At 69.0% G+C, this 20,706-nt stretch carries 19 protein-coding genes; 11 read left to right on the top strand and 8 right to left on the bottom strand.

What is annotated here, in order from left to right; all coding sequences use genetic code 11:
• Together AVKW3434_RS20890 and tkt are read right to left on the bottom strand one after the other, a co-directional pair.
• Positions 1 to 462, bottom strand: coding sequence for a hypothetical protein (locus tag AVKW3434_RS20890; RefSeq protein WP_284407354.1), 462 nt, complete (start codon positions 460 to 462; stop codon positions 1 to 3).
• A 76-nt stretch (positions 463 to 538) separates the two neighbouring features.
• Complete coding sequence (gene tkt / locus AVKW3434_RS20885; protein WP_284407353.1) at positions 539 to 2,590, bottom strand: transketolase; 2,052 nt, start codon at positions 2,588 to 2,590, stop codon at positions 539 to 541.
• A gap of 104 nt (positions 2,591 to 2,694) precedes the next feature.
• On the opposite strand from tkt, the gene speD reads away from it, so the two are divergent.
• A complete protein-coding gene (gene speD, locus AVKW3434_RS20880) occupies positions 2,695 to 3,087 on the top strand; it encodes an adenosylmethionine decarboxylase (RefSeq protein WP_284407352.1) in 393 nt (130 codons plus the stop codon).
• An 8-nt stretch (positions 3,088 to 3,095) separates the two neighbouring features.
• Positions 3,096 to 3,869 carry a nucleotidyltransferase family protein gene (locus AVKW3434_RS20875; protein WP_284407351.1) on the top strand — a complete coding sequence of 258 codons (774 nt, stop codon included), beginning with the start codon at positions 3,096 to 3,098 and terminating at the stop codon, positions 3,867 to 3,869.
• Positions 3,870 to 3,902: 33 nt separating this feature from the next.
• Here the strand turns inward: AVKW3434_RS20875 and AVKW3434_RS20870 are convergent, their stop codons facing one another.
• Positions 3,903 to 4,652, bottom strand: coding sequence for a hypothetical protein (locus AVKW3434_RS20870; RefSeq protein WP_284407350.1), 750 nt, complete (start codon positions 4,650 to 4,652; stop codon positions 3,903 to 3,905).
• Positions 4,653 to 4,796: 144 nt separating this feature from the next.
• Between AVKW3434_RS20870 and AVKW3434_RS20865 the strand changes: the two genes are divergently transcribed.
• The gene (locus tag AVKW3434_RS20865; RefSeq protein WP_284407349.1) at positions 4,797 to 6,188 is read left to right on the top strand and encodes an aminopeptidase P N-terminal domain-containing protein; all 1,392 of its coding nucleotides are present in this window, start codon (positions 4,797 to 4,799) and stop codon (positions 6,186 to 6,188) included.
• A gap of 16 nt (positions 6,189 to 6,204) precedes the next feature.
• Here the strand turns inward: AVKW3434_RS20865 and AVKW3434_RS20860 are convergent, their stop codons facing one another.
• From AVKW3434_RS20860 to AVKW3434_RS20850, 3 genes are read right to left on the bottom strand one after another with little or no spacing between them, the layout of a single operon-like run.
• The gene (locus AVKW3434_RS20860) at positions 6,205 to 7,020 is read right to left on the bottom strand and encodes a DUF4198 domain-containing protein (protein WP_284407348.1); all 816 of its coding nucleotides are present in this window, start codon (positions 7,018 to 7,020) and stop codon (positions 6,205 to 6,207) included.
• 20 nt (positions 7,021 to 7,040) lie between these two features.
• Positions 7,041 to 7,565 (bottom strand): EF-hand domain-containing protein, encoded by a 525-nt coding sequence (locus AVKW3434_RS20855; protein ID WP_284407347.1) that lies wholly within the window; start codon positions 7,563 to 7,565, stop codon positions 7,041 to 7,043.
• Positions 7,566 to 7,621: 56 nt separating this feature from the next.
• Entirely contained in the window at positions 7,622 to 10,012 is a 2,391-nt protein-coding gene (locus AVKW3434_RS20850; RefSeq protein WP_284407346.1) for a TonB-dependent hemoglobin/transferrin/lactoferrin family receptor, read from the bottom strand.
• A 427-nt stretch (positions 10,013 to 10,439) separates the two neighbouring features.
• Here AVKW3434_RS20850 and AVKW3434_RS20845 point away from each other — a divergent pair, with 427 nt between their 5' ends.
• From AVKW3434_RS20845 to pyk, 4 genes are all read left to right on the top strand, one after another.
• Complete coding sequence (locus AVKW3434_RS20845) at positions 10,440 to 10,916, top strand: hypothetical protein (protein ID WP_284407345.1); 477 nt, start codon at positions 10,440 to 10,442, stop codon at positions 10,914 to 10,916.
• Positions 10,913 to 11,401, top strand: coding sequence for a hypothetical protein (locus tag AVKW3434_RS20840; protein WP_284407344.1), 489 nt, complete (start codon positions 10,913 to 10,915; stop codon positions 11,399 to 11,401). Before AVKW3434_RS20845 ends, AVKW3434_RS20840 begins: the two co-directional genes overlap by 4 nt.
• A gap of 114 nt (positions 11,402 to 11,515) precedes the next feature.
• A complete protein-coding gene (locus AVKW3434_RS20835; protein WP_284407343.1) occupies positions 11,516 to 13,171 on the top strand; it encodes a hypothetical protein in 1,656 nt (551 codons plus the stop codon).
• Positions 13,172 to 13,340: 169 nt separating this feature from the next.
• Positions 13,341 to 14,777, top strand: a complete 1,437-nt coding sequence (pyk, locus tag AVKW3434_RS20830; RefSeq protein WP_284407342.1) for a pyruvate kinase — start codon at positions 13,341 to 13,343, stop codon at positions 14,775 to 14,777.
• Here the strand turns inward: pyk and AVKW3434_RS20825 are convergent.
• Both AVKW3434_RS20825 and AVKW3434_RS20820 read right to left on the bottom strand, forming a co-directional pair.
• Entirely contained in the window at positions 14,710 to 15,297 is a 588-nt protein-coding gene (locus tag AVKW3434_RS20825) for a phosphatase PAP2 family protein (protein ID WP_284407341.1), read from the bottom strand. The genes pyk and AVKW3434_RS20825 overlap by 68 nt on opposite strands.
• Positions 15,284 to 16,045 (bottom strand): phosphatase PAP2 family protein, encoded by a 762-nt coding sequence (locus tag AVKW3434_RS20820; RefSeq protein WP_502869141.1) that lies wholly within the window; start codon positions 16,043 to 16,045, stop codon positions 15,284 to 15,286. The genes AVKW3434_RS20825 and AVKW3434_RS20820 overlap by 14 nt, the downstream gene beginning before the upstream one ends.
• A 96-nt stretch (positions 16,046 to 16,141) precedes the next feature.
• Between AVKW3434_RS20820 and AVKW3434_RS20815 the strand changes: the two genes are divergently transcribed.
• From AVKW3434_RS20815 to AVKW3434_RS20800, 4 genes are all read left to right on the top strand, one after another.
• On the top strand, positions 16,142 to 16,843 hold the full coding sequence (locus AVKW3434_RS20815; protein WP_284401636.1) for a response regulator: 702 nt from the start codon (positions 16,142 to 16,144) through the stop codon (positions 16,841 to 16,843).
• An 86-nt stretch (positions 16,844 to 16,929) separates the two neighbouring features.
• The gene (locus tag AVKW3434_RS20810; protein ID WP_284407377.1) at positions 16,930 to 18,258 is read left to right on the top strand and encodes a histidine kinase dimerization/phospho-acceptor domain-containing protein; all 1,329 of its coding nucleotides are present in this window, start codon (positions 16,930 to 16,932) and stop codon (positions 18,256 to 18,258) included.
• Positions 18,259 to 18,351: 93 nt separating this feature from the next.
• Entirely contained in the window at positions 18,352 to 19,416 is a 1,065-nt protein-coding gene (gene fba / locus AVKW3434_RS20805) for a class II fructose-bisphosphate aldolase (protein WP_092742855.1), read from the top strand.
• Between the two features lie 169 nt (positions 19,417 to 19,585).
• Positions 19,586 to 20,701: a Re/Si-specific NAD(P)(+) transhydrogenase subunit alpha gene (locus AVKW3434_RS20800; RefSeq protein ID WP_284407340.1), complete on the top strand. Its 1,116-nt coding sequence runs from the start codon at positions 19,586 to 19,588 to the stop codon at positions 20,699 to 20,701.
• The last annotated feature ends 5 nt before the right edge of the window (positions 20,702 to 20,706 follow it).

Below are 20,706 nucleotides of genomic sequence, written 5' to 3'. Positions count from 1 at the left end.
TTAATCGTTGTCTAAAAAATCAACGGTGACAGTTTTGCAATCACCCTGCTTCGCGATAAATACCTTCGCCTCCAAGAAATCCTGATGAGTGCAAGTCATGCTCAACCTATATTCAGAATTGGGCGCCGGGGTCGATGTCTCTGGTGTGCAGGATTGCGCTGTGAATTTCTCGCGATAGATTTTTAAAATATCAGTAGCTGGCGCCAAACTGCCGTAATTCAAAGAGCTGAATGGCACTCCCATTCCGTCGCGTCCCTTCCATCGATATTTTGGAGGTATGCATTCTCCAATGATCTCCACATCGCGGAGATGTCCGGGAGCTGCCAATTGGTATGCCATTGAATGGCGGTCGGCCTCTGAAACATCAAAAGTAGACCAGGCAAAAATCAAGAACAGCAGAAAGGCAGCAATCAAGCCAAGGACGCCGAAAAGGAATATCTTGGCTCGCTTGCTGTACGTCATTCAATCAATCAATTAAACATGAGCGAAAAATGCGCTTTTCTTGAAAAACGTTGGGGCAACCCGTACCGGTCGATGACTATCGTTTGAGCGCAGCCTGCACGGTGTCGGCCACGTTTTCTTCGGTGAATCCGAAGTGCTTGAACAGCACCGGCGCCGGGGCCGATTCGCCGAAGGTGTCGATGCCGACCACAGCGGCGCAGCCGTATTTCCACCAGCCATCGGTCACGCCCATCTCCACCGCGATGCGGGGGATGCCGGCGGGCAGCACGGATTGCTTGTACTTGGTGTCTTCGCGGTCGAAGGTCGTCGTGCTGGGCATGGACACCACGCGCACGGCGATCTTGCGCGTGGCCAGCAGTTGCTGCGCCTTGAGCGCCAGTTGCACTTCCGAACCCGTGGCGATGATGACGGCCTGGGCCTTCTTCTTGATGCCCACGTCGGCCGGCTCGGACAGCACGTACGCGCCGCGGCTGATGTCGCCCAGGTCGCGCTTGGGGGCATAGGCGATGTTCTGGCGCGAGAGCAGCAGGGCCGTGGGCTGGGTGCGGTTGGACAGGGCCACGCTCCAGGCGACGGCGGTTTCGGTCGTATCGCCCGGGCGCCACACGTCCAGGTTCGGGATGAGGCGCAGGCTGGCGGCGTGCTCGATCGACTGGTGGGTCGGGCCGTCTTCGCCCAGGCCGATGGAGTCGTGGGTGAACACGTGCACCACGCGAAGCTTCATCAGCGCGGCCATGCGGATGGCGTTGCGGCTGTAGTCGCTGAACGTGAGGAAGGTGCCGCCGTAGGGGATGAAGCCGCCGTGCAGGGCGATGCCGTTCATGATCGCGGCCATGCCGAATTCGCGCACGCCGTAGTTGATGTGGCGCCCGCCGACGCGCACCGTCTCGGCGCCCACGTTCACTTCCACCTGCTGCACGTCGCCGTGTTCGTCGAAGCGCAGAGCCGGCGTGCTCTTGGTGTTGGTGAGGTTGGATCCGGTCAGGTCGGCGCTGCCGCCCAGCAGCTCGGGCAGTTGCGCGGTGAACGCTTCCAGGGCCAGCTGGCTGGCCTTGCGGCTGGCCACGGTCTCGCCCTTGGTGTGCATGCCGACCACGGTGTCCACGGCGGTCTGCGCGAAGTGCTTGGGCTGGTCGCCGGCCATGCGGCGGGTGAACTCGGCGGCCAGTTCGGGGAAGGCGGCGGCATAGGCGTCGAAGCGCTGCTGCCATTCGGCTTCGGCCTGGGCGCCGGTGTCCTTGGCGCTCCAGTCGGCATAGACCTCGGCCGGGATCTCGAAGGGCACGTGGCTCCAGCCGATGGCGTTGCGCGTGAGCGTGATCTCGTCAGCGCCCAGGGGCTCGCCGTGGGCCTTGGAGGTGTTCGCGCGGTTGGGCGAGCCCTTGCCGATGGCGGTCTTGCAGACGATGAGCGTGGGCTTGTCGGTGGAGGTCTTGGCGCTTTGCACCGCGGCCGCCACGGCTTCGACGTCGTGGCCGTCCACGGGGCCGATCACGTTCCAGCCGCAGGCGCGCAGGCGGGCCGGGGTGTCGTCCACGAACCAGGGGGCGACCTGGCCGTCGATGCTGATGCCGTTGTCGTCGTACAGCGCGATCAGCTTGTTGAGCTTCCAGGCGCCGGCGAGCGACAGCGCTTCCTGGCTGATGCCTTCCATCAGGCAGCCATCGCCCAGGAAGACGTAGGTGTGGTGGTCCACCACGGCATGGCCGTCGCGGTTGAATTCCTTGGCGAGCAGCTTCTCGGCCAGCGCGAAGCCCACGGCGTTGGTGATGCCCTGGCCCAGGGGGCCGGTGGTGGTCTCGACACCGGGCGTGATGCCGTATTCGGGGTGGCCGGCCGTCTTGCTGTGCAACTGGCGGAAGTTCTTCAGCTCCTCCAGGGCCAAGTCGTAGCCCGTGAGGTGCAGCAGCGCGTACAGCAGCATGGAGCCGTGGCCGTTGGACAGCACGAAGCGGTCGCGGTCCAGCCAGTGCGGGTTGGCGGGGTTGTGCCGCAGATGGCGGCCCCACAGCGCGACGGCCATGTCGGCCATGCCCATCGGGGCGCCGGGGTGGCCGGAATTGGCCTGTTGAACTGCATCCATTGCGAGTGCGCGGATCGCATTCGCCATTTGTTGAGAATTGGCCATCAGGGGCGGCTCCGGAAGGGGGCGGTGGGGGGAAAACCCGGCATTTTACCGGGGCGGCTCCCGGGGCTCCGTCCCCAGGCCCCGATGCACTACAGTGCAGCCCCATGCAAGGCCTGCACCTCACCGCCGATCTCCAGCAATGCCGCTGCGCGCCGCACTGGCTGACCGATGCTGCCGCGCTGGGCCGTGCCTGCGCCGGCGCCGTGCAGGCGGCCGGGCTGCAGGCCGTGGGCCAGCTGTTCCACACCTTCCCGGCCACCGCGCAGGGGCCGGGCGGCGTGACGGCCACGCTGCTGCTGGCCGAGTCGCACCTTTGCGTACACACCTGGCCCGAACTGGGCGCGGTCACGCTGGATGTGTACGTGTGCAATTTCGGTGGTGACCATTCGGCCAAGGCCGAGTCGCTGATGGCCGCGCTGCTGGCCTTGTTCGAGCCGGCCCGGGCGCAGCGGCATGCGCTGCAGCGCGGCGCGGTGGCCCAGGGCGTTGCGGCATGACCGCGGCCATGCAGACCCCATCGTCGGCCCAGGGGGGGGCGCAGGTGCCCGCCATGGTGCTGGCCGCAGGCCGCGGCGAGCGCATGCGCCCGTTGACCGATGCGTGCCCGAAGCCGCTGCTGCCGGTGCAGGGCGTGCCGCTGCTGGAGTGGCACCTGCGTGCGCTGGTCCAGGCGGGCGTACCACGCGCCGTCATCAACACGGCGTGGCTGGGCGAGCAGATCAGCGAGCGGTTTGGGGATCGTTTCGGCCTCCAGGGCAATGAATCCGCCGGCAGCCTGCTATCGATTTCATACTCGCACGAAGGCCGCGACTTCGGTGGTGCGCTGGAGACCGCCGGCGGCATCGCACGGGCGCTGCCGCAGTTGGGGCCCGTCTTCTGGCTGGCGGCGGGCGACGTGTTCGCGCCCGATTTCGTGTTCGCGGCCGATGCCGCGCAGCGCTTTGCCGCCAGCACCGCGCTGGCCCACCTGTGGCTGGTGCCCAACCCGGAGCACCACCCGCGCGGGGACTTCGGCCGGTCGGACGCCGGCTTGGCGCTGAACCTGCCGGCCGACAGCACCGCGCCGCGCTACACCTACAGCACCCTCGCACTGCTGCGGGCGGAGTTGTTCGGCGCGCCCTGGTGCGATGTGCCCGCCGGCAATCCGACGGGAACCAGCGCTGCGCTGGCACCGCTGCTGCGCCGGGCCATGGACGCGGGCCGCGTCACCGCATCGCTCTACACCGGCCGCTGGACCGACGTGGGCACGCCGCAGCGGCTGGCGCAACTCAACCGCTGAGGCCTTGGGGCGGCCTTTTTCGGCGCGTTGCGATCACTGGGCCGGTGTGGTGCCGCTGTTTGCCGGCTGCACGGCAATGGGCGGTGCCGCCTCGCAGTTGCGAAACAGCCATTGGCTGGGCAGAAAGCGCGCGGCGGGACCGTCCGGTGGCGGCTTGCCCACTTCCGCCGGCACGTCGTAGGGAATGTGCGGCACCTGGAACACGGCCATCTGGCCCTTCTTGCAGGCCAGCGCGGGCACCAGCTTGTTGGCCACCCAGCCCTGGCTGGCCGCGTCGTAGCGGTAGAGCGGGCCGATGCGCTGGTCCTGCGCCAGCTCCACGCGCAGCGGGTTGATCTGCAGCGCGCTGGCCCACACCCCGGCCACCAGCACCGGCTGCGAAAACCGCACCGCTTCCAGCCCATGCAGCGCCACGGGGCGCGAAGGCTCGCCCTTGTCGAACGGGTCCTGGCGGTTGACCAGGCTGCCGGCCGGGATCAGCAACTCGCCGTACTGGAAATCCTGCGCCAGCGCGAAGCGCTCGCGGCTGGCACGGTGCACGGCGCCGTCCTTCCATTCCTGCCGCTCGCTGTGCGACAGGTACAGGCGCAGCCCCAACCATGCGTTGCACAGCAGCGCCACGCCGCACAGCACCAGCAGGGCCTGGCGCGACAGCACCAGCTTTTGCGGCACATCCACCCACAGGGCATAGGCGCCGTAGCCCAGCAGGGCCACCGTCAACCCCAGGCCCAGCAGCGGCAGGAAGGTCGTCAAAATGAACTGCAGCGGGGCGAAACCGGACATGCGCGATCCAGAAGAGGGGGGAGCCCGCCATTCTCGAACGCTTTGCGGGCAACGCCGGGGCGGCGCGCACCTGCAGTGATTCGAAATGTAATTTGCCCAGTGGAATTGCAAATGCCCCCCGGCCGATGCCCTGAGAATGCCTGCATGAGCCCACAGAACTCCCTCTACGCCCAGCGCCGCGCCCGCCTTGCTTCGATGCTCGGCGAAGGCGGCATCGCCATCGTGCCCACCGCCCCGGAGCGCCCGCGCAACCGCGACAGCGACTTCCTGTACCGGCACGACAGCTACTTTTACTACCTCACCGGCTTCACCGAGCCGGGCGCCTGCCTGGTGATCACGGCGCAGGGCCAGAGCACGCTGTTTTGCCAGCCCAAGGACCTGGAGCGCGAGATCTGGGACGGCTACCGCCTGGGCCCCGAGGCCGCTGTGGGCACGCTGGGCGTGAACGCCGCGCACTCGGCCGCCGTGCTGGAGTCGCAACTGCCCCGCCTGTTGGAAAACCGCACCCGGGTCTGGTACCCGTTCGCCATCCACACGGGCCTGGCCGCGCGCGTGGAGGGCTGGCTGAACCAGGTGCGCGCACGGGTGCGCTACGGCGCGCTGTGCCCGGCGCAGCAGGACGACCTGTGCACGCTGCTCGACGAAATGCGGCTGGTGAAGGACGCGCACGAGCAGGACACCATGCGCCGCGCCTCGGCCATCAGCGCCCAGGCCCACATTCGCGCCATGCAGCGCAGCGCGCGCATGCTGCGCGCGGGCGAGGACGTGCGGGAGTACCACCTGGACGCCGAACTGCTGCATGCCTTCCGCGAAGCCGGCTCCCAGTGCCCGGCCTACAACTCCATCGTCGCCGCCGGCGCCAATGCCTGCGTGCTGCACTACCGCGCCGACGCCGCCCCGGTGCGCGACGGCGAACTGGTGCTGATCGATGCGGGCTGTGAACTCGACGGCTACGCCAGCGACATCACGCGCACCTTTCCTGCCAACGGCCGCTTCACCGGGCCGCAGCGCGCGCTGTACGACCTGGTGCTGGCCAGCCAGGACGCGGCCATCGCGGCGACGAAGGCCGGCGCCCGCTTCAACGACCCGCACGACGCCACGGTGGCCGTGCTGGCGCAGGGCATGCTGGACCTGGGCCTGCTCGACAGGAACACGGTGGGCACGGCGCAGGACGTGATCGACAGCCGCGCCTACTTCCAGTTCTACATGCACCGCACCGGCCACTGGCTGGGCATGGACGTGCACGACTGCGGCAGCTACGTGGAGCCGTCCGAGGTCGGGCAGGTCAGCGAACGCAAGGACCCGCTCTCGGGCGAGACCATCGCCAACCGCCCCAGCCGCATCCTGCGGCCCGGCATGGTGCTGACGATCGAGCCGGGCCTGTACGTGCGCCCGGCCCCGGGCGTGCCCGAGGCCTTCCATCACCTGGGCATCCGCATCGAGGACGACGCCATCGTCACCGACGGCGGCTGCGAGCTGATCACGCGCGGCGTGCCGGTGAAGGCGGACGAGATCGAGGCGTTGATGCGGGGCTGACGCCCCTCACCGCGCGCTACGGGGCCAGCACCCGGAAGGTCAGCGTGTAGTTGTGGCCGTACATCGGGGCCGCCGCGCCTTGCGGCGCGGGCGCACGGTGGCGCACCAGGGCCAGGTACACGCCGGGCTGTGGCGGCACATAGTGGATGCGGCCTTGCGCATCGGTCTTCAGGCTCTCGGCGCTGTGCTGGCTGGCGAGGTCCATCGCCGAGCGGTAGAGGTCCACTTTCTGCCCGGCCAGCGGCTGACCGTCGAACTGCACGGCGAAGTCGAAGGCTTCCTTGGCGAACAGATCGCTCGGGTGCGTGGCGGGCACGATCTCCAGCCCCTTGCCCGAGCCTGCCAGCGCGGCCCGCGTGGGGGTCCCCGCGGTCACATAGGCCTCGGAGATGGATAGCGACTGGTAGTGGCTCAGCAGCCTGGCGCCGGGCGGCATCGGCGTGGCGGGGTCGCGTGCCACCTCGACCTTGCCGCCTTGCTCCCAGCTGCGGAAGATCGCGCCCAGGCGCGGACCGGTGCTCAGCCGGTACGTGCCCTTGGCGCCGGGCAGCTTCTGCTCGGCCACGGTGCGCGTCTTGAACTGGCGCACGTCGCCGAACGGCAGTGTGCCGCCATCGGGCGTGGTGATGGCAAAGCGCGTGTCGCCGAACGCCACGTCGGGCAGGAAGAACTTGTCGGTGAAGCCGGCGTCCACGCTGACGGTGGACGTGGCCTCGATGTCGAAGCTCGCGGGCAGCAGGTAGGGCGTGTGGGCCTGGGCCAGTCCGCAAAGGCCCAGGGCCAGCGCCAGGCCGGTGCGCCGCAGCCACGGCAAGAGAGGGGCGGTGTGCATGGCAGGCATGGATGGCGGCCTCAAGGCTTCTTGGCGTCGGCGGCATTCACCACGCCGTCGCCGTTGGTGTCCGCGCCCTGGAAGGTCCGGTCGGCGATGGCGAGTTCTTCGTCCTCGGTCAGGCGGCCATCCTTGTTCTTGTCCAGGATGCCGAAGCGCACATGGGCCTGCTTGATCGACGCGGCATGGGCCGCGTCGGGCGGGCGCTTCTGGGCGGCGTACTGCTGCTGCAGGCGGCCTTCGAACTCGGCCACGTATTCGGCTTCGCTGAGCCAGCCGTCCCGGTTGGTGTCGGCAGCCGTGAAGCGCTGCTTGCGCACCGCGTCGTATTCGGCGCGGGTGACCTGTCCGTCCTGGTTGGCGTCGTAGCCACCGATGAAGGCGGCATTGCCGTGGCCGCCCGCCGGCCGCGCCGGCCCGTCGCCGGCGGGGGCCGATGGGGCCGCGCAGGCCGCAAACAGTGCCGCCACGCTGGCAGCGGCGGCGATGCCGGCCCGGCGGATGGCGCGAGGGCGGTGGGAAACGAGGGACAGCGGGTGTGGCATGGGAAGACTCCTGTGGAATGGGAAAAAGAAGGCCGGCTGAGGCCGGCGCCGGCGGATCAGAACGCGACGGACATGGACACCGCCACCGTGCGGCCGGCGTGGGTGAGCAGTTCGATGTCGCGCTGGTCGCGCGCCACCGAAGGCTGCAGGCTGCGGGCGCTGGCGTAGTCCCAATAGCGCTTGTCGGTCAGGTTGTAGATGCCGGCCTGCAGGCGCACGCTCTTGTTCACCTGCCAGTAGCCGCTCAGGTCGAACACGGAATAGCCGGGCACGCGGAACAGCTGGGTGGTGGCGTCGGTGAGCGCCGCACCCGCGTTGGTGTAGCTGTCGCGGTTGGTGGCCTCTGCCTGCTTGGCGGCCACGAAGGTGCCGGTGAAGTTCACGCCCCATTGCTTCATGGGCGCGTCGTAGCCCACGCCGACGATGGCCTTGCGTGGCAGCACGGAGTCGAGCGCCACATCCTTGTCGCCGGCGTAGTGCGACCGCGACGTGCCCTTGCTCAGGCCCACCGCCCAGGTGGTGTACAGGCCGCGGGCCGCCGGGCTCCACTGGCCGTGTTCGAGGCGGGCGCTCAGCTCGAAGCCGTAGATGGTGGCTTCGTCGCGGTTCTCGGCCTGGTAGATGGTGCCGATGTGCGCAGGCACGTTCGTGAACAGGCTGGGCGCGCTGGCGCGCGTGTAGCGGGTGTAGGCGATGAAATCGCGGTAGCGCGTGTAGAAGACCGAGCTGTTGAGCGTGACGCCGTCGGCCGGCGATCCCTTGACGCCCACCTCGAACGCGTTGCTCGACTCTTCCTTCAGGTCGCGGTTGCCGATCAGCGCGTACTGGTTGCCCGTGGCGTAATTGCTGGCCATGTTCCACGAGCCGAAGATCTCGCCCGGCGACGGCGCGCGGCCGCTGCGCTTGTACTGCGCATAGGTGATGAAGCGCGGCGCGAGGTCATAGGTCAGGCCCAGGCTGGGGCTCCACAGGGTGGTGGAGGGCGCATTGCCGTACAGGCGCCTCACGTCCTGCTCGGTGAGCACGCCGGAGACGAAGTTGCCGAGGTTGCGGGTCTGGATGTCGATGCGGTCCACGCGCAGGGCGGGAATCACGGCAAGCCGCTTGCCGCCCGCATCGAAGGCGATGTCGTCCTGGAGAAAGGCGCCCAGGCGCCGGGTGGTGGTGTCGGGCTGGGGCTTCATGTAGCCCGCCACGTTCCAGGGGCGGTCCACGTCCTGGGTGGAGGCGTTGGCGCCGAAGCTCAGCTGGTGCCGGCCGATGCGTTTGTCCGCCGTGGTGGACGTCCCCCAGGTGCGGGTCTGGTTCTCGGAAAGATTGCGCACCAGGGCGCCGGTGGCCAGCGTGGTGGTGTCGGTCAGGTCCGTGGTGCCCGTGTCCTGGAAGTACAGGCGGGTGTCCGCATGGTCCGCCCAGGCATTGCGCGGCGTCCACTGGTGCGTCAGCTGCAGCGTGTTGCGCTCCGTGTCGCTGGCCTGGCGGGACTGCTCGGTGATGGCCGTGTTGGTGGCGTTCCACCCGTGAAAGAAGGTGTCGTTCTTGCGGCGGTACAGGTCGGCCGAGAGTTCCAGCCGGTTGCTGCCGTCCACGCGCAGGCCGCCCTTGAGCAGCAGGGCGTCCGAGTGCCAGTCGTCGGGGTAGCTGTTCACCACGTCGCTGTGGTTGCGCGCCGCGTGGCCGTCCCGGCGCGAATAGGCGACCAGGCCATCGAGGTCGCCGCTGCGGGCGGCGCCGGTGAAGCTCTCGTTCCATGCGCGGTCGGCCGAGTCGTAGCCGATCTTGGCGCCCAGGTACGAGGTTCGCTCGCCCCGCAGGTAGTCGCTCGCCGATTTCGTCTTGAAGCTCACGGCGCCCCCGATGCCGCCGGCGGAGCGCTTGGCGGAGGTGGTGCCCGACAGGATGTTGACCGAGGAGAACATCTCGGGGTCGATGAAGTCGCGCCCGATGCCGAAGGTGTTCGCGCCCACGCGGCTCACGTAGGGGCGGGTGGTGGCGTCGGGCATTTCCACGCCGTCCACGTCCATGCCCACGCGGTTGCCTTCGATCCCGCGGATGTTGTAGCCCGTCGTGCCGGAGCGGTCGAAGCTGCTGCGATTGCGGGTGGTGCCCGCGGCGGTGCCTGGGGCCGAAACCAGCGGCTGGTTGCGCACCACGTCCTTCATGCTGCCGGCCTGCTCCAGGGCCTCGCCGCTGACGACGGTGGAGGTGCCCGGACTGCGTTCTGCCTCGTCCACCACGTCGACCTGGGGCAGCAGTGCCGTCCGCACGGCGCCCGGGGCGGCGGCACCGGCGCCCTGTCCCCACGCCGGCGCGGCAGGGGCGGCGAGGACCGCCAGGAGCGCAGCACCCGCCAGCGGGTGAAAGGTATGCGGAAGGTTGGCGAAGCGCAGGGCGCCGTGCGCAAGGGAAACAGGCCGGGTGTGCAGGCAGTGAAGCATGGATTGCATCGAAAAGGGTTGTCTGCTGGATACCCTCTCGCGCGGTCTGGACACTGCCGGTCGCGGCACCGTCGTCCCTTCAGGTTGTCTGGCTCACGGCGCACATTGTTACACAAATGAGAATATGTCTCATTTGCATTGATGCGCTGAATGGAAGGATTCCACGCTGTGCGATGGCGCCTTGCGGCCTGCCGGATCCGCCCTCGGCGGGGGCCACGACCCGGCGGGCCTGCCAAGTTCAATGTCGCGCGTTCCTGTCAACTTTCTTTTTCGCAAACCGGCCAATCGCTTCGCTGGCTGAGGCATGCGGTGCCTTCGCACATTCAACGATGGAACGGCCGGCACGTTTTCAGAGACGAGTGCCGGCTGGTGTAAAGGGCACCAAATCCGCATGTCGCGCGGAACTACATAAGCGATAACGGTTGAAAGAACGACGATGAAAAACGCGAAACCGAAGCCACCCGTGCGTGGCCCCGCCCTGTCATCCCGGCGCAAGGTCTGTGCCAGGGAAGCAGCCCTGCAACTGGGGGCCGACGCGGACACTGCCCGGATTTTTGGAGAAACGGGCGAAGCGAAAGTGGGGCCGTTCACGCTGCGCGTGGCACCCCTGAGCCATCGGGACAATGGCCCATGGGCCGCCATTGCCACGATGGCCCGGCCCGAGCAGATTCCCCCGGACACCTGGACCGACGCACTGCTGTTCGCCAACGGCCACTCGATGCTGAGTGCCGACTGGGGCTATGGCCTGGAGGACAACGGCGATGCCGTGCTGGTGCGGCGGCTGGAGACGCAGCAGGAAAACGAGCGCCTGCTGGCCGCGCAGTTGGGCGGACTGCTGTCCATGTGCCACGCCACCCGCGAAGGGGTGCTGGCGCTGGGTGCGGGGTCGCACGGGAAAGGGGGTGTGCGATGAGCGCCGTCCTGACCTCTCCCGCGGGAACACCGCCCCTTGCGCAGGAACTGGAGGCTTCGCCCCGCGTTCTGTCGCTGATCAAGGACCTGGCCCTGTTCCTGGGCGCGTCCATCGAGCAGGCACGGGAGGCATCGCGCACCGGAACCATTGCGCTGGAAAGCCGCAGCGTCGCGCTGGTGCCGGATGCGGATGAACAAGCCTTGATCATGGCCGCCCCGTTGCCGGCGGACTGTCTGGACGACCCGGCCCGGCGCGTGGCCGCGCTGCGCGCCTCGACCCGGTTGATCCTTCAGTTCGGCATCGTCTTCGCCCGGGGTTTCTCCGGGCCGCAACTCCTGTGCCGTTGTCCCCTGGCCAGCGCTTCGCTGGCGGTGGTGGGGCAAACCATCCTGCAACTGGCCGCGCTGGCCAACGCCGTGCAGGCAGGTTCCGCTTCGACGGGCGAACTGGCCATCGGCCAGGCAGGGAGGTCCCATGGTGGATAAAACCAACGCATCGCGATCGAGTTCGGCGATTCCCTCGCCCCTTCCATCGCGGCCCAGAGCCCGACGGCCCGTGCCTCGGGGGCCGAGGTTGCCGCGCGGCTTCAGCACGAAGTATTGAGCGGCCGGCGGTGGGCGCCCGGCACGCGCTCGGAAACGCTGCAGCCGCGCCAATCGCTGGCGCGCCGCGAGGGCGACTCCTATTCGCTGCTGTCCAGCCCGACCCGTTCGGAGTCGTTCAACAGTGCCGCCTCCCGGCTCACGCCCCTGCCCAGCCCGGGCTCCGACGGCCGTGGCGTGCTGCATGTGGACAGCGCCAGAGGCCGATCGATCCACACCGAGCCCGGGACGGCCAACGCCTCGTTCCGGTCCATGGACGGAGTGCCGGAGCACAACGAGGAGTTCTTTGAATTCCCCGCGTGCGACGTCTTCGGGCGTGAGAGCCATGCCGTCGATATGCCCCAGCCCGCGGCCGATGGTGCGCCACCGGTGCCGGAACAGCAGAGCTGGCAGGCGCTGCTGCGGCGCCTGGGCGTGGGGGCGATGGAGACCGGTAACGCCGCCCTGCACCGGGTGGGGGATGCGGCCGTTTCGGCCCGCAACGCGGTATCGGAGTCCGCCACGGCGCAGGCCATCGGCGGGCTGCTGCCCAGCCAGCGCATCATGGGGGCGGTGCTGGGCCATGGGGTCCACCAGGCCGCATCGGTCTTCGTGCCCACCTTCGTGCGCGAGATGATGGCGGAGTCCATGAAGGTCGCCTTTCGCACGGCCCCGCCTTCCATGGTGCTGAGCATGCAGGTGGGGGTCGGGCTGCTCAACATCGGCCTGGCGCTCGTGCGCACGCAGCGCGAGGGGCGCGACCCGGACACGGCGGCCCGCGGCTTTCACGCCATGACGCTGGAGCAGTGGGACCAGTGCTCGAACGGGCAGAAAGAAGAGTTGCGGCAGATGCAGCAGCGCATGTCGCGCATCGTGACGCTGGAGCAGATCGGCGCCTCGCTGGCCTCGGTCGGGCTTTCGCTGCAAGGCACGCTGACGGGCGACGTGGCGATGCCTGCGGACGTCCTGGCCGGGGACATCAAGATGGTGGCGTATTCCTTCGCGCGCGACTTCATCCAGGCCTCGTTCAGCATGGTCGGCACGGAGACCGAAACCTCCGGCGGCGTGAGTGGCCGCCACATGAACTCGTCCAGCCTGTTCTACGGACTGGCCAACGTCGTTGGCAACAATGCGTGGTCCGAGCTGCCGGTGCTGGGGGGCGACACCTCCGGCGCCCGGGCCGCGCTGCTGGACAGGGCCAGCAGCAGCGGGGCCCGGAACGGTGCGTGGCAGGAGATTTCGGGAGCCTCCGCCATCAAGGCGGCCATCAACTGGGCCGTGGAGACGGCGGACTGGATCTCGGTGACCCAGCAGGAGGCTCGGCAGTCTGATACGGTGCAGCAACTGAACCCGCGCCTCACCGGGACGGACTATTCCCGCTTGCTGGACCAGACGCCCGCACGCATCACGGCCATCACGGGGGCCGGCAGTGTCTTCAACGTGCTGGGGCATCTGACCCAGGGCTGGGAGCCGGGGCAGCAGAACCTTTTGGCCAATTCCACAGCGGGAATTCTGGCGGGGTTGACGTACATGCCCATCGGGGGAAGCTGGCAGGCGGCGGGCGCTGTGCGTGCGGCCGCCCGGGAAGCCGATGTTCCGGCCGGGGTCTGTGAGCAACCGCAGGTGGGGCTGCGGCATCGCCGCCCCCATGAGCGGGCCGACACGGAGATGTGACGCTGCGGCGGGCCCCAGGTGGCCGGACGCCCGGCCACCGTCCACTGCCCAATCCGGCGTGATGCCGGCCCGCCGCAAGCGTCGTCCCGGGGTCTGTCCGGAGTGGCTGTAACCTCTTTTCATGCAAAATTGAAACCCGATTACATCCACGCAGAGAGACCGAACCGCCATGCAGATCCGCCGCGCCACCAAGATCGTTGCCACCCTCGGGCCCGCTTCCAGCGACCCGCAACTGCTGGAGCAGATGATCCGGGCCGGGGTCAATGTGGTGCGGCTGAACTTCAGCCACGGTAAGGCGCAGGACCACATCGACCGCGCCATCGCCGTGCGCGAGGCCGCGCAGCGCGCGGGCCGCGAGGTGGCCATCATGGCCGACCTGCAGGGCCCCAAGATCCGCGTGGGCAAGTTCGCCGAGGGCCGCGTGCAGCTGCAGCAGGGCCAGTCCTTCATCCTCGACGCGTCGCGCACCGTGCCGGGCGACGACAACGGCGTGGGCCTCGATTACAAGGAACTGCCGCGGGACGTGAAGGCCGGCGACGTGCTCCTGCTCAACGATGGCCTGATCGTGCTGGTGGTGAACGCCGTGCGCGGCGAAGAGGTGCACACCACCGTCAAGATCGGTGGCGAGCTGTCCAACAACAAGGGCATCAACAAGCAGGGGGGTGGCCTCACCGCGCCGGCCCTCACCGCCAAGGACATGGAAGACATCCGCACTGCGATGAGCTTCCAGGCCGACTACGTGGCCGTGAGCTTTCCCAAGAACGCCACCGACATGGAAATGGCGCGGCAACTGTGCAATGTGGCCGCAGCCGAGTACCGGCACAAGCCGGGCCTGATCGCCAAGATCGAGCGGGCCGAGGCCGTGCCGCGCCTGGAGGAGATCCTGCGCGTGTCCGACGGCATCATGGTGGCGCGGGGCGATCTCGCCGTGGAGGTGGGCAACGCGGCCGTTCCGGCGCTGCAAAAGAAGATGATCCGCATGGCGCGCGACATGGACAAGGTCGTCATCACCGCCACGCAGATGATGGAAAGCATGATCACCAACCCCGTGCCCACGCGCGCCGAGGTGAGCGACGTGGCCAACGCCGTGCTGGACGGCACCGACGCCGTGATGCTGAGCGCCGAGACCGCTGCGGGCAGATACCCGCTGGAGACGGTGGAGGAGATGGCCAAGATCTGCGCCGCCGCCGAGGCGGCGGAAGACCCCGAACGCGATTCCGACTTCACCGGCCAGACGCTGGGCCGCATCGACCAGTCCATCGCGATGGGCGCGCTCTTCACCGCCCACCACCTGGGGGCCAAGGCCATCGTGGCCATGACGGAGAGCGGCTCCACCGCGCTGTGGATGAGCCGCCACCGCATCCACATTCCCATCTACGCGCTCACCCCCAAGGTGGCAACGCAGCGCAAGATGGCCATGTACCGCAACGTTCGCCCGCTGCTCATGGACACCAGCGCCGACCGTGACACCGCGCTGGAGCAGGCCGAAGGCCACCTCAAGAGCCGCAACATCGTGCAGCAGGGCGACCTGTACGCGATCACGTGCGGCGAGCCGATGGGCGCGCCGGGCGGAACCAATATGCTGAAGATCTGCCGCGCCAGCTGAGCGCGTGCCGCAGCAGGGCCCTGGCGAACAGGGCACTTGCGCAGCCGGTCAGGGCCCCTGCTAGCACGTCCGCGGGAAAGTGCACGCCCAGGCAGACACGGCTCCACGCCACGGCCGCCGCCAGTCCGAAGGCCAGCCATTGCCAGGGCGCGTGGCGCCGGTGCAGCCCCAGGGCCAACCCCTGGGCCAGCGCGAACGCGCCGGTGGCATGCATGCTGGGAAAGCCCGCGCGGACGCCGTGCTCGATCCACTGCACGCCGAGGCCCAGCTGCCCCGGGCGGGGCATGGGAACCCATGCGCGGACGCCGCGCGCGGCGCACCAGGCGACCACCACGGCCACCAGGCTCAGCATGAGGGCCTGGCGCAACCGGGGGCTGCCAAAGGCCAGGCCCGCGGCCACCAGAAGCCCCGCAAGGATGGGGAACCCCTGCGACAGCCAGCGCGCGGCGGTCACGACGCCGGCCGGGGTCGCTGCCGTGGCGTTCACGGCCGTGAACAGGGCCAGTTCAATGGACAGCATGGGCGTCGGCCTCGGTGGGCAGCTGGCTGTCCAGTTCCGGGAAGTGCCGGTGCATCCACTGTCCCACGAGGTCGCAAAGCCGGCCCGTCATCCAGCAGAACCAGCCGGTCCACAGCGTGTGGCTGGTGAAGTGGGCGCCCCGTGCCTGCTGCGCCAGTCCCAGGACCACGCCGGCGGCCAGGGCGCCGGCCAGCCACCAGCGCGCGGCGCGCGGCGCCTTGTGGCGCAAAGCGAAATAGCCACCGAGGAACGCAAAGCCGGCCGAGGCATGCCCTGCGGGAAAGCAGTGGCCGCCACCGCCGTCCATGACGCCCAGGGCCCAATGCGAGGCGTAGCGCGCCACGCCGCCGAACTCCGCCAGGTCCCAGGGGCAACTGGTGGTGCTGCCCTGCTTGAGCAGCGCAATCACCCCCAGCGACAGCAGGGCGCTGATCGCCATCTGCACCCGCTCGCCATGGTCCAGCCGGCGCAGCACGCCCACCGGCCACCACACGCCGACAGCGAGCACCAGCACCAGCACCCAGCCCAGCCGCCGCGCGCCTTCGTGCAGGACGTGCACGAAAAGCCAATGGTCGCGCAAGGGAAAGCCATGGGCCGAGCCGAACAGGCGGGCCACATCGAGGTCCAGGCCCGAGGTGTCCCAGGCCATGAGTGCGACCAGAATGGCCAGCGCCCAGGCCAGCGGTTGAAGCGGAGGGGCGGAGCGGGGCGCGGCAGTTGCGGCGCCGGGGGAGGCTGAAATCGGCATGGGGGCGGACGATAGGCAGCCGCTCTTAACGCCGTCTTAACGGGTCCGGACGGCTGGGGTCATGGAACGCCGCGCATCGCGGTGACAATCGCCCCCATGCGAATCCTCGTGGTCGAAGACGATGCAGGCATTGCCGACGGCCTGCGCACCAACCTGCACCAGCGTGGCTATGCGGTGGACGTGTGTTCCAGCGTGGCGGCCGCCTGGAGCGCCCTGCGCATGGAGCGGTTCGATGCCGTGCTGCTGGACCTGGGCCTGCCCGATGGCGATGGCGCCCAGCTGCTGCGCCGGCTGCGCCACAGCCCGCCCGGTGCCCCGGGCGCGCCCGCGCTGCCCGATCCGGCCATGCCGGTGCTGATCCTCACCGCCCGGGACCAGGTCCACCAGCGCATCGCAGGGCTGGACGAAGGGGCCGACGACTACCTGGCCAAGCCGTTCGACGTGGACGAACTGGAAGCCCGCCTGCGCGCCCTGCTGCGCCGGGCTGCGGGCCGGGCATCGCCCACCATCCGCCATGGTGACCTGGAGGTGGACCCCGCCGCGCGCACCGTGCGCCGGGCAGGGCAGCAGGTGGACATGTCCCCACGCGAGTTTTCGGTGCTGCTGGTGCTGCTGGAGTCGCGCGGCCGGGTGCTGTCGCGCCAGCAGATCGAGGAAAGCCTCTACAACTGGCAAAGCGCCGTGGAGAGCAATGCGGTGGAAGTGCACATCCACCACCTGCGCCGCAAGCTCGGCAGCGGGCGCATCCAGACCATGCGCGGCGTGGGCTACTTCATGCCGCTGGAGGACACGCCATGAGCCGCGTCCTTCCGACCGACCCACCGATTCCCGAGCCCGCCGACACCGCCGCGACGCCCGTGGCACCTGTGCGCAGGGGTTCGCTCATGCGGCGCCTGCTGCTGTGGACGCTGGGCGCGCTGGTGGTCGTGTGGGGCACTTTCGTCGGGCTGGGCTACCAGACCGGGGTGCACGAAGCCGACGAGCTCACCGACGGACACCTGGCCAGCGTCGCCGCGCTGCTGCTCAACTTGCGCGCCTCCGACGGGGTCGAGCCGTCCCTGGCCACGCAGCGCGCGCCCACGCCCTGGCTCAAGGCGCACGACTACCAGCAATCGCTGAGCGTGGTGCTGTGGGGAGCGAACGGCCAGTTGCTGTCGCGCACGGGCAGCGCGCCGCTGCCGGCGTTCGACCTGCCGGACGGCTTCGCCGATCTGGAGCTGGGCGACCCGCCGGTGTCCTGGCGGGGGTTTTCGCAGTGGGATGCGGCCCACGACCGCAAGATCATGGTGCTGCTCAACCTGGACGAGCGCGACGATCTGGCCGACGACATCGCCGGCCAGATCATCGAGCCCGGGCTGTGGCTGCTGCCGGTGGTGGCGCTGGCGCTGGGCCTGGCGGTTCGGCGCGGGCTGCGGCCGCTGTACTCGCTGTCGGACGCCGTGGCCCGGCTGGACGTGGTGCGGGCCGAGCGGCTGGACGCCGGCAACGCCCCGCGCGAGCTCGACCCGATGGTCGTGTCCATCAACACCCTGCTGGACCGCCAGCAGGCGGCGCTGGCGCGCGAGCGGCGGCTGGCCAACGAGGTGGCGCACGAGCTGCGCACGCCGCTGTCGTCCATCGTGCTGCAGGCGCGGGCGCTGGACGGGGGGCTGTCGGCGCAGGAGCAGGCGCAGGCGCTGGCCCGCATCGGACAGGATGCGCTGCGCGCCGGGCACGTGCTCAACCAGCTCCTTGCCCTGGCACGCGCCAGCCGCACCCAGCTGCACGAGGCGGCCGCGCCCGTCGATCTGGCCGACCTGGCGCGCCGCGTGAGCGCCGACTACGCCCAGGCGGCCTGGGCGCGCGAGGACAGCATCGCCGTCGCGGCGCCCGGCGCGCTGGTCTGGCACGGCAACGCGGTGCTGCTGGAGATCGCCCTGCGCAACCTGCTGGAAAACGCCCTCAAGCACACGCCGCACGGCACCCGCATCGAGGTGCAACTGGGGCAGGCCGAGCACGGCGGCCCCTGGCTTCAGGTGGCGGACGACGGCGCCCGGCACCATGCCCAGGGCGCTGCGCCCGCACCGGTGGACAGCCTGCACCTGGGACACGAGATCGTCGCGCGTGTGGCGGAGGCGCACGGCGCACGCTTCGGCCCGGGCGCCGTACCGCCGCCATTCACCACCTGCTACCGTCTGGAATTCATGGATTCCCCGGCGGGGCCGACCGGATAAAATCGCCGGTTACGAAGCGGTTACCACCGCGGCCGACGGCCTTCCAGGGCCTGCGTGCCTTCCCCACTGCCCACCATTGAACGGACCCATCCCATGCCTCTCGTCTCGATGCGCGAACTGCTCGACCATGCCGCCGAAAACCGCTACGGCATTCCCGCCTTCAACGTGAACAACCTGGAACAGGTCCAGGCCGTCATGGCCGCCGCCGACGAGACGGGCGCCCCGGTCATCCTGCAGGCCAGTGCCGGTGCTCGCAAGTACGCCGGCGAAGCCTTCATCAAGCACCTGATCCAGGCCGCCGTCGAAGCCTACCCCCACATTCCCCTGGTCATGCACCAGGACCACGGCCAGAACCCCGCCGTGTGCCAGGGCGCGATCGACCTGGGCTTTTCGTCCGTGATGATGGACGGCTCGCTCGAGGCCGACGGCAAGACCATCGCCAGCTACGAATACAACGTGGACGTGACGCGCAAGGTCGTGGACATGGCGCACAAGGTCGGCGTCACGGTCGAGGGCGAACTGGGCTGCCTGGGCTCGCTGGAGACCATGAAGGGCGACAAGGAAGACGGCCACGGTACCGATGCCACCATGACGCGCGAGCAACTGCTGACCGATCCCGAGCAGGCCGCCGACTTCGTCAAGCGCACCCAGCTCGACGCGCTGGCCATCGCCATCGGCACCAGCCACGGCGCCTACAAGTTCACGCGCAAGCCCACGGGCGACATCCTGGCCATCGACCGCATCCAGGAAATCCACCGCCGCATTCCCAACACCCACCTGGTGATGCACGGCAGCTCCAGCGTGCCGCAGGAACTGCTGGAGATCATTCGCCAGTACGGCGGCAACATGAAGGAAACCTACGGCGTGCCCGTCGAGGAAATCCAGAAGGCCATCCAGATCGGCGTGCGCAAGATCAACATCGACACCGACATCCGCCTGGCCATGACGGGCGCCGTGCGCAAGTTCCTGGCCGAGAACCCCGAAAAGTTCGACGCCCGCGAATGGCTCAAGCCCGCGCGCGAGGCCGCCAAGGCCATCTGCAAGCAGCGCTACATCGAGTTCGGCTGCGAAGGCCAGGCACCCAAGATCAAGGGCCACAGCCTGCAGGTCGTGGCCGGCCAGTACGCCGCGGGCGCGCTGGCCCAGGTGGTGAACTGATTCCCTGCGCCGCGCGGGGGCGCTATCGCCTCCGCAAGCCAAGGCCCGGCGCATTCGCGTGCGCCGGGCCTTCGTCATGGGGGCGTGCCGATGTCGCGGAGCGCATCGGGTAAGCTCGGGCCCAGTGAGCGGAGATCGCCGAGCACACGCCAGCCGGGAGACAGACAACATGCAGATAGGTGTACCAGCCGAGTCCATGGTTGGAGAAACCCGGGTCGCCGCGACCCCGGAGACGGTCAAGAAGCTCAAGGCCCAGGGCCATGCGGTGCGCATCCAGGCGGGTGCCGGCGTGGCCGCCAGCGTGCCGGATGCCGCCTATGCCGCGGCCGGCGCCGAGATCGTGGACACCGCCAGCGCCTGGGGCGCCGACCTCGTGCTCAAGGTCCGCTGCCCCACCGAATCCGAAACGCCCCTGTTGCGCCCCGGCGCCACGCTGGTCGGCATGCTCAACCCCTTCGATGCGGCCGGCCTGCAGCGGCTGGCGCAGGCGGGCGTCACTGCCTACGCGCTGGAGGCCGCGCCCCGCACCACGCGCGCCCAGAGCATGGACGTGCTGTCTTCCCAGGCCAACATCGCCGGCTACAAGGCCGTGATGATCGCGGCCGACCGTTACCAGCGCTTCTTTCCCATGCTCATGACCGCCGCCGGCACGGTGAAGGCCGCGCGCGTGGTGGTGCTGGGCGTGGGTGTTGCCGGCCTGCAGGCCATCGCCACGGCCAAGCGGCTGGGCGCGGTGATCGAGGCCTCCGACGTGCGGCCCTCGGTCAAGGACCAGGTCGAATCGCTGGGCGCGAAGTTCATCGACGTGCCCTTCGAGACCGACGAAGAGAAAGAGGCCGCCCAGGGCTCCGGCGGCTATGCGCGCGCCATGCCGGCCAGCTGGCTGGAACGCCAGAAGGTGGAGGTGGCCAAGCGCGTGGCCCAGGCCGACGTGGTCATCACCACCGCCCTCATTCCCGGCCGGCCCGCGCCGGTGCTGGTGACCGAGGCGATGGTGCAGTCCATGAAGCCGGGCTCGGTGATCGTCGACATCGCCGCTCCCCAGGGCGGCAACTGCCCGCTGACCGAAGCCGGCCAGACCGTGGTGCGCCATGGCGTGACGCTGGTCGGCGAAACCAACCTGCCCGCGCTGGTGGCGGCCGATGCCTCGGCGCTCTACGCGCGCAACGTGCTCGATTTCCTCAAGCTCATCATCCACCCCGAAGGGGCCCTGCACGTGGACCGGCAAGACGACATCGTCGCCGCCTGCCTCGTGGCCCATGAAGGCGCGGTCACCCGCGCATGACAAGA

The organism is Acidovorax sp. SUPP3434 (assembly GCF_030159015.1).
In the GTDB taxonomy this organism is placed as follows: domain Bacteria; phylum Pseudomonadota; class Gammaproteobacteria; order Burkholderiales; family Burkholderiaceae_C; genus Paracidovorax.
This window is presented reverse-complemented; position numbering and strand designations above follow the sequence as displayed.

Coding starts and splice junctions, on each gene's coding strand:
- AVKW3434_RS20820 (WP_502869141.1), bottom strand. CDS start 16,045: ATGCCGATTTCAGCCTCCCCCGGCGCCGCAACTGCCGCGCCCCGCTCC.
- AVKW3434_RS20850 (WP_284407346.1), bottom strand. CDS start 10,012: ATGCAATCCATGCTTCACTGCCTGCACACCCGGCCTGTTTCCCTTGCG.
- tkt (WP_284407353.1), bottom strand. CDS start 2,590: ATGGCCAATTCTCAACAAATGGCGAATGCGATCCGCGCACTCGCAATG.
- AVKW3434_RS20875 (WP_284407351.1), top strand. CDS start 3,096: ATGCAGACCCCATCGTCGGCCCAGGGGGGGGCGCAGGTGCCCGCCATG.
- AVKW3434_RS20840 (WP_284407344.1), top strand. CDS start 10,913: ATGAGCGCCGTCCTGACCTCTCCCGCGGGAACACCGCCCCTTGCGCAG.
- AVKW3434_RS20855 (WP_284407347.1), bottom strand. CDS start 7,565: ATGCCACACCCGCTGTCCCTCGTTTCCCACCGCCCTCGCGCCATCCGC.
- AVKW3434_RS20890 (WP_284407354.1), bottom strand. CDS start 462: ATGACGTACAGCAAGCGAGCCAAGATATTCCTTTTCGGCGTCCTTGGC.
- pyk (WP_284407342.1), top strand. CDS start 13,341: ATGCAGATCCGCCGCGCCACCAAGATCGTTGCCACCCTCGGGCCCGCT.
- AVKW3434_RS20870 (WP_284407350.1), bottom strand. CDS start 4,652: ATGTCCGGTTTCGCCCCGCTGCAGTTCATTTTGACGACCTTCCTGCCG.
- AVKW3434_RS20800 (WP_284407340.1), top strand. CDS start 19,586: ATGCAGATAGGTGTACCAGCCGAGTCCATGGTTGGAGAAACCCGGGTC.
- AVKW3434_RS20810 (WP_284407377.1), top strand. CDS start 16,930: ATGCGGCGCCTGCTGCTGTGGACGCTGGGCGCGCTGGTGGTCGTGTGG.
- AVKW3434_RS20815 (WP_284401636.1), top strand. CDS start 16,142: ATGCGAATCCTCGTGGTCGAAGACGATGCAGGCATTGCCGACGGCCTG.
- AVKW3434_RS20860 (WP_284407348.1), bottom strand. CDS start 7,020: ATGCACACCGCCCCTCTCTTGCCGTGGCTGCGGCGCACCGGCCTGGCG.
- AVKW3434_RS20865 (WP_284407349.1), top strand. CDS start 4,797: ATGAGCCCACAGAACTCCCTCTACGCCCAGCGCCGCGCCCGCCTTGCT.
- AVKW3434_RS20845 (WP_284407345.1), top strand. CDS start 10,440: ATGAAAAACGCGAAACCGAAGCCACCCGTGCGTGGCCCCGCCCTGTCA.
- speD (WP_284407352.1), top strand. CDS start 2,695: ATGCAAGGCCTGCACCTCACCGCCGATCTCCAGCAATGCCGCTGCGCG.
- fba (WP_092742855.1), top strand. CDS start 18,352: ATGCCTCTCGTCTCGATGCGCGAACTGCTCGACCATGCCGCCGAAAAC.
- AVKW3434_RS20825 (WP_284407341.1), bottom strand. CDS start 15,297: ATGCTGTCCATTGAACTGGCCCTGTTCACGGCCGTGAACGCCACGGCA.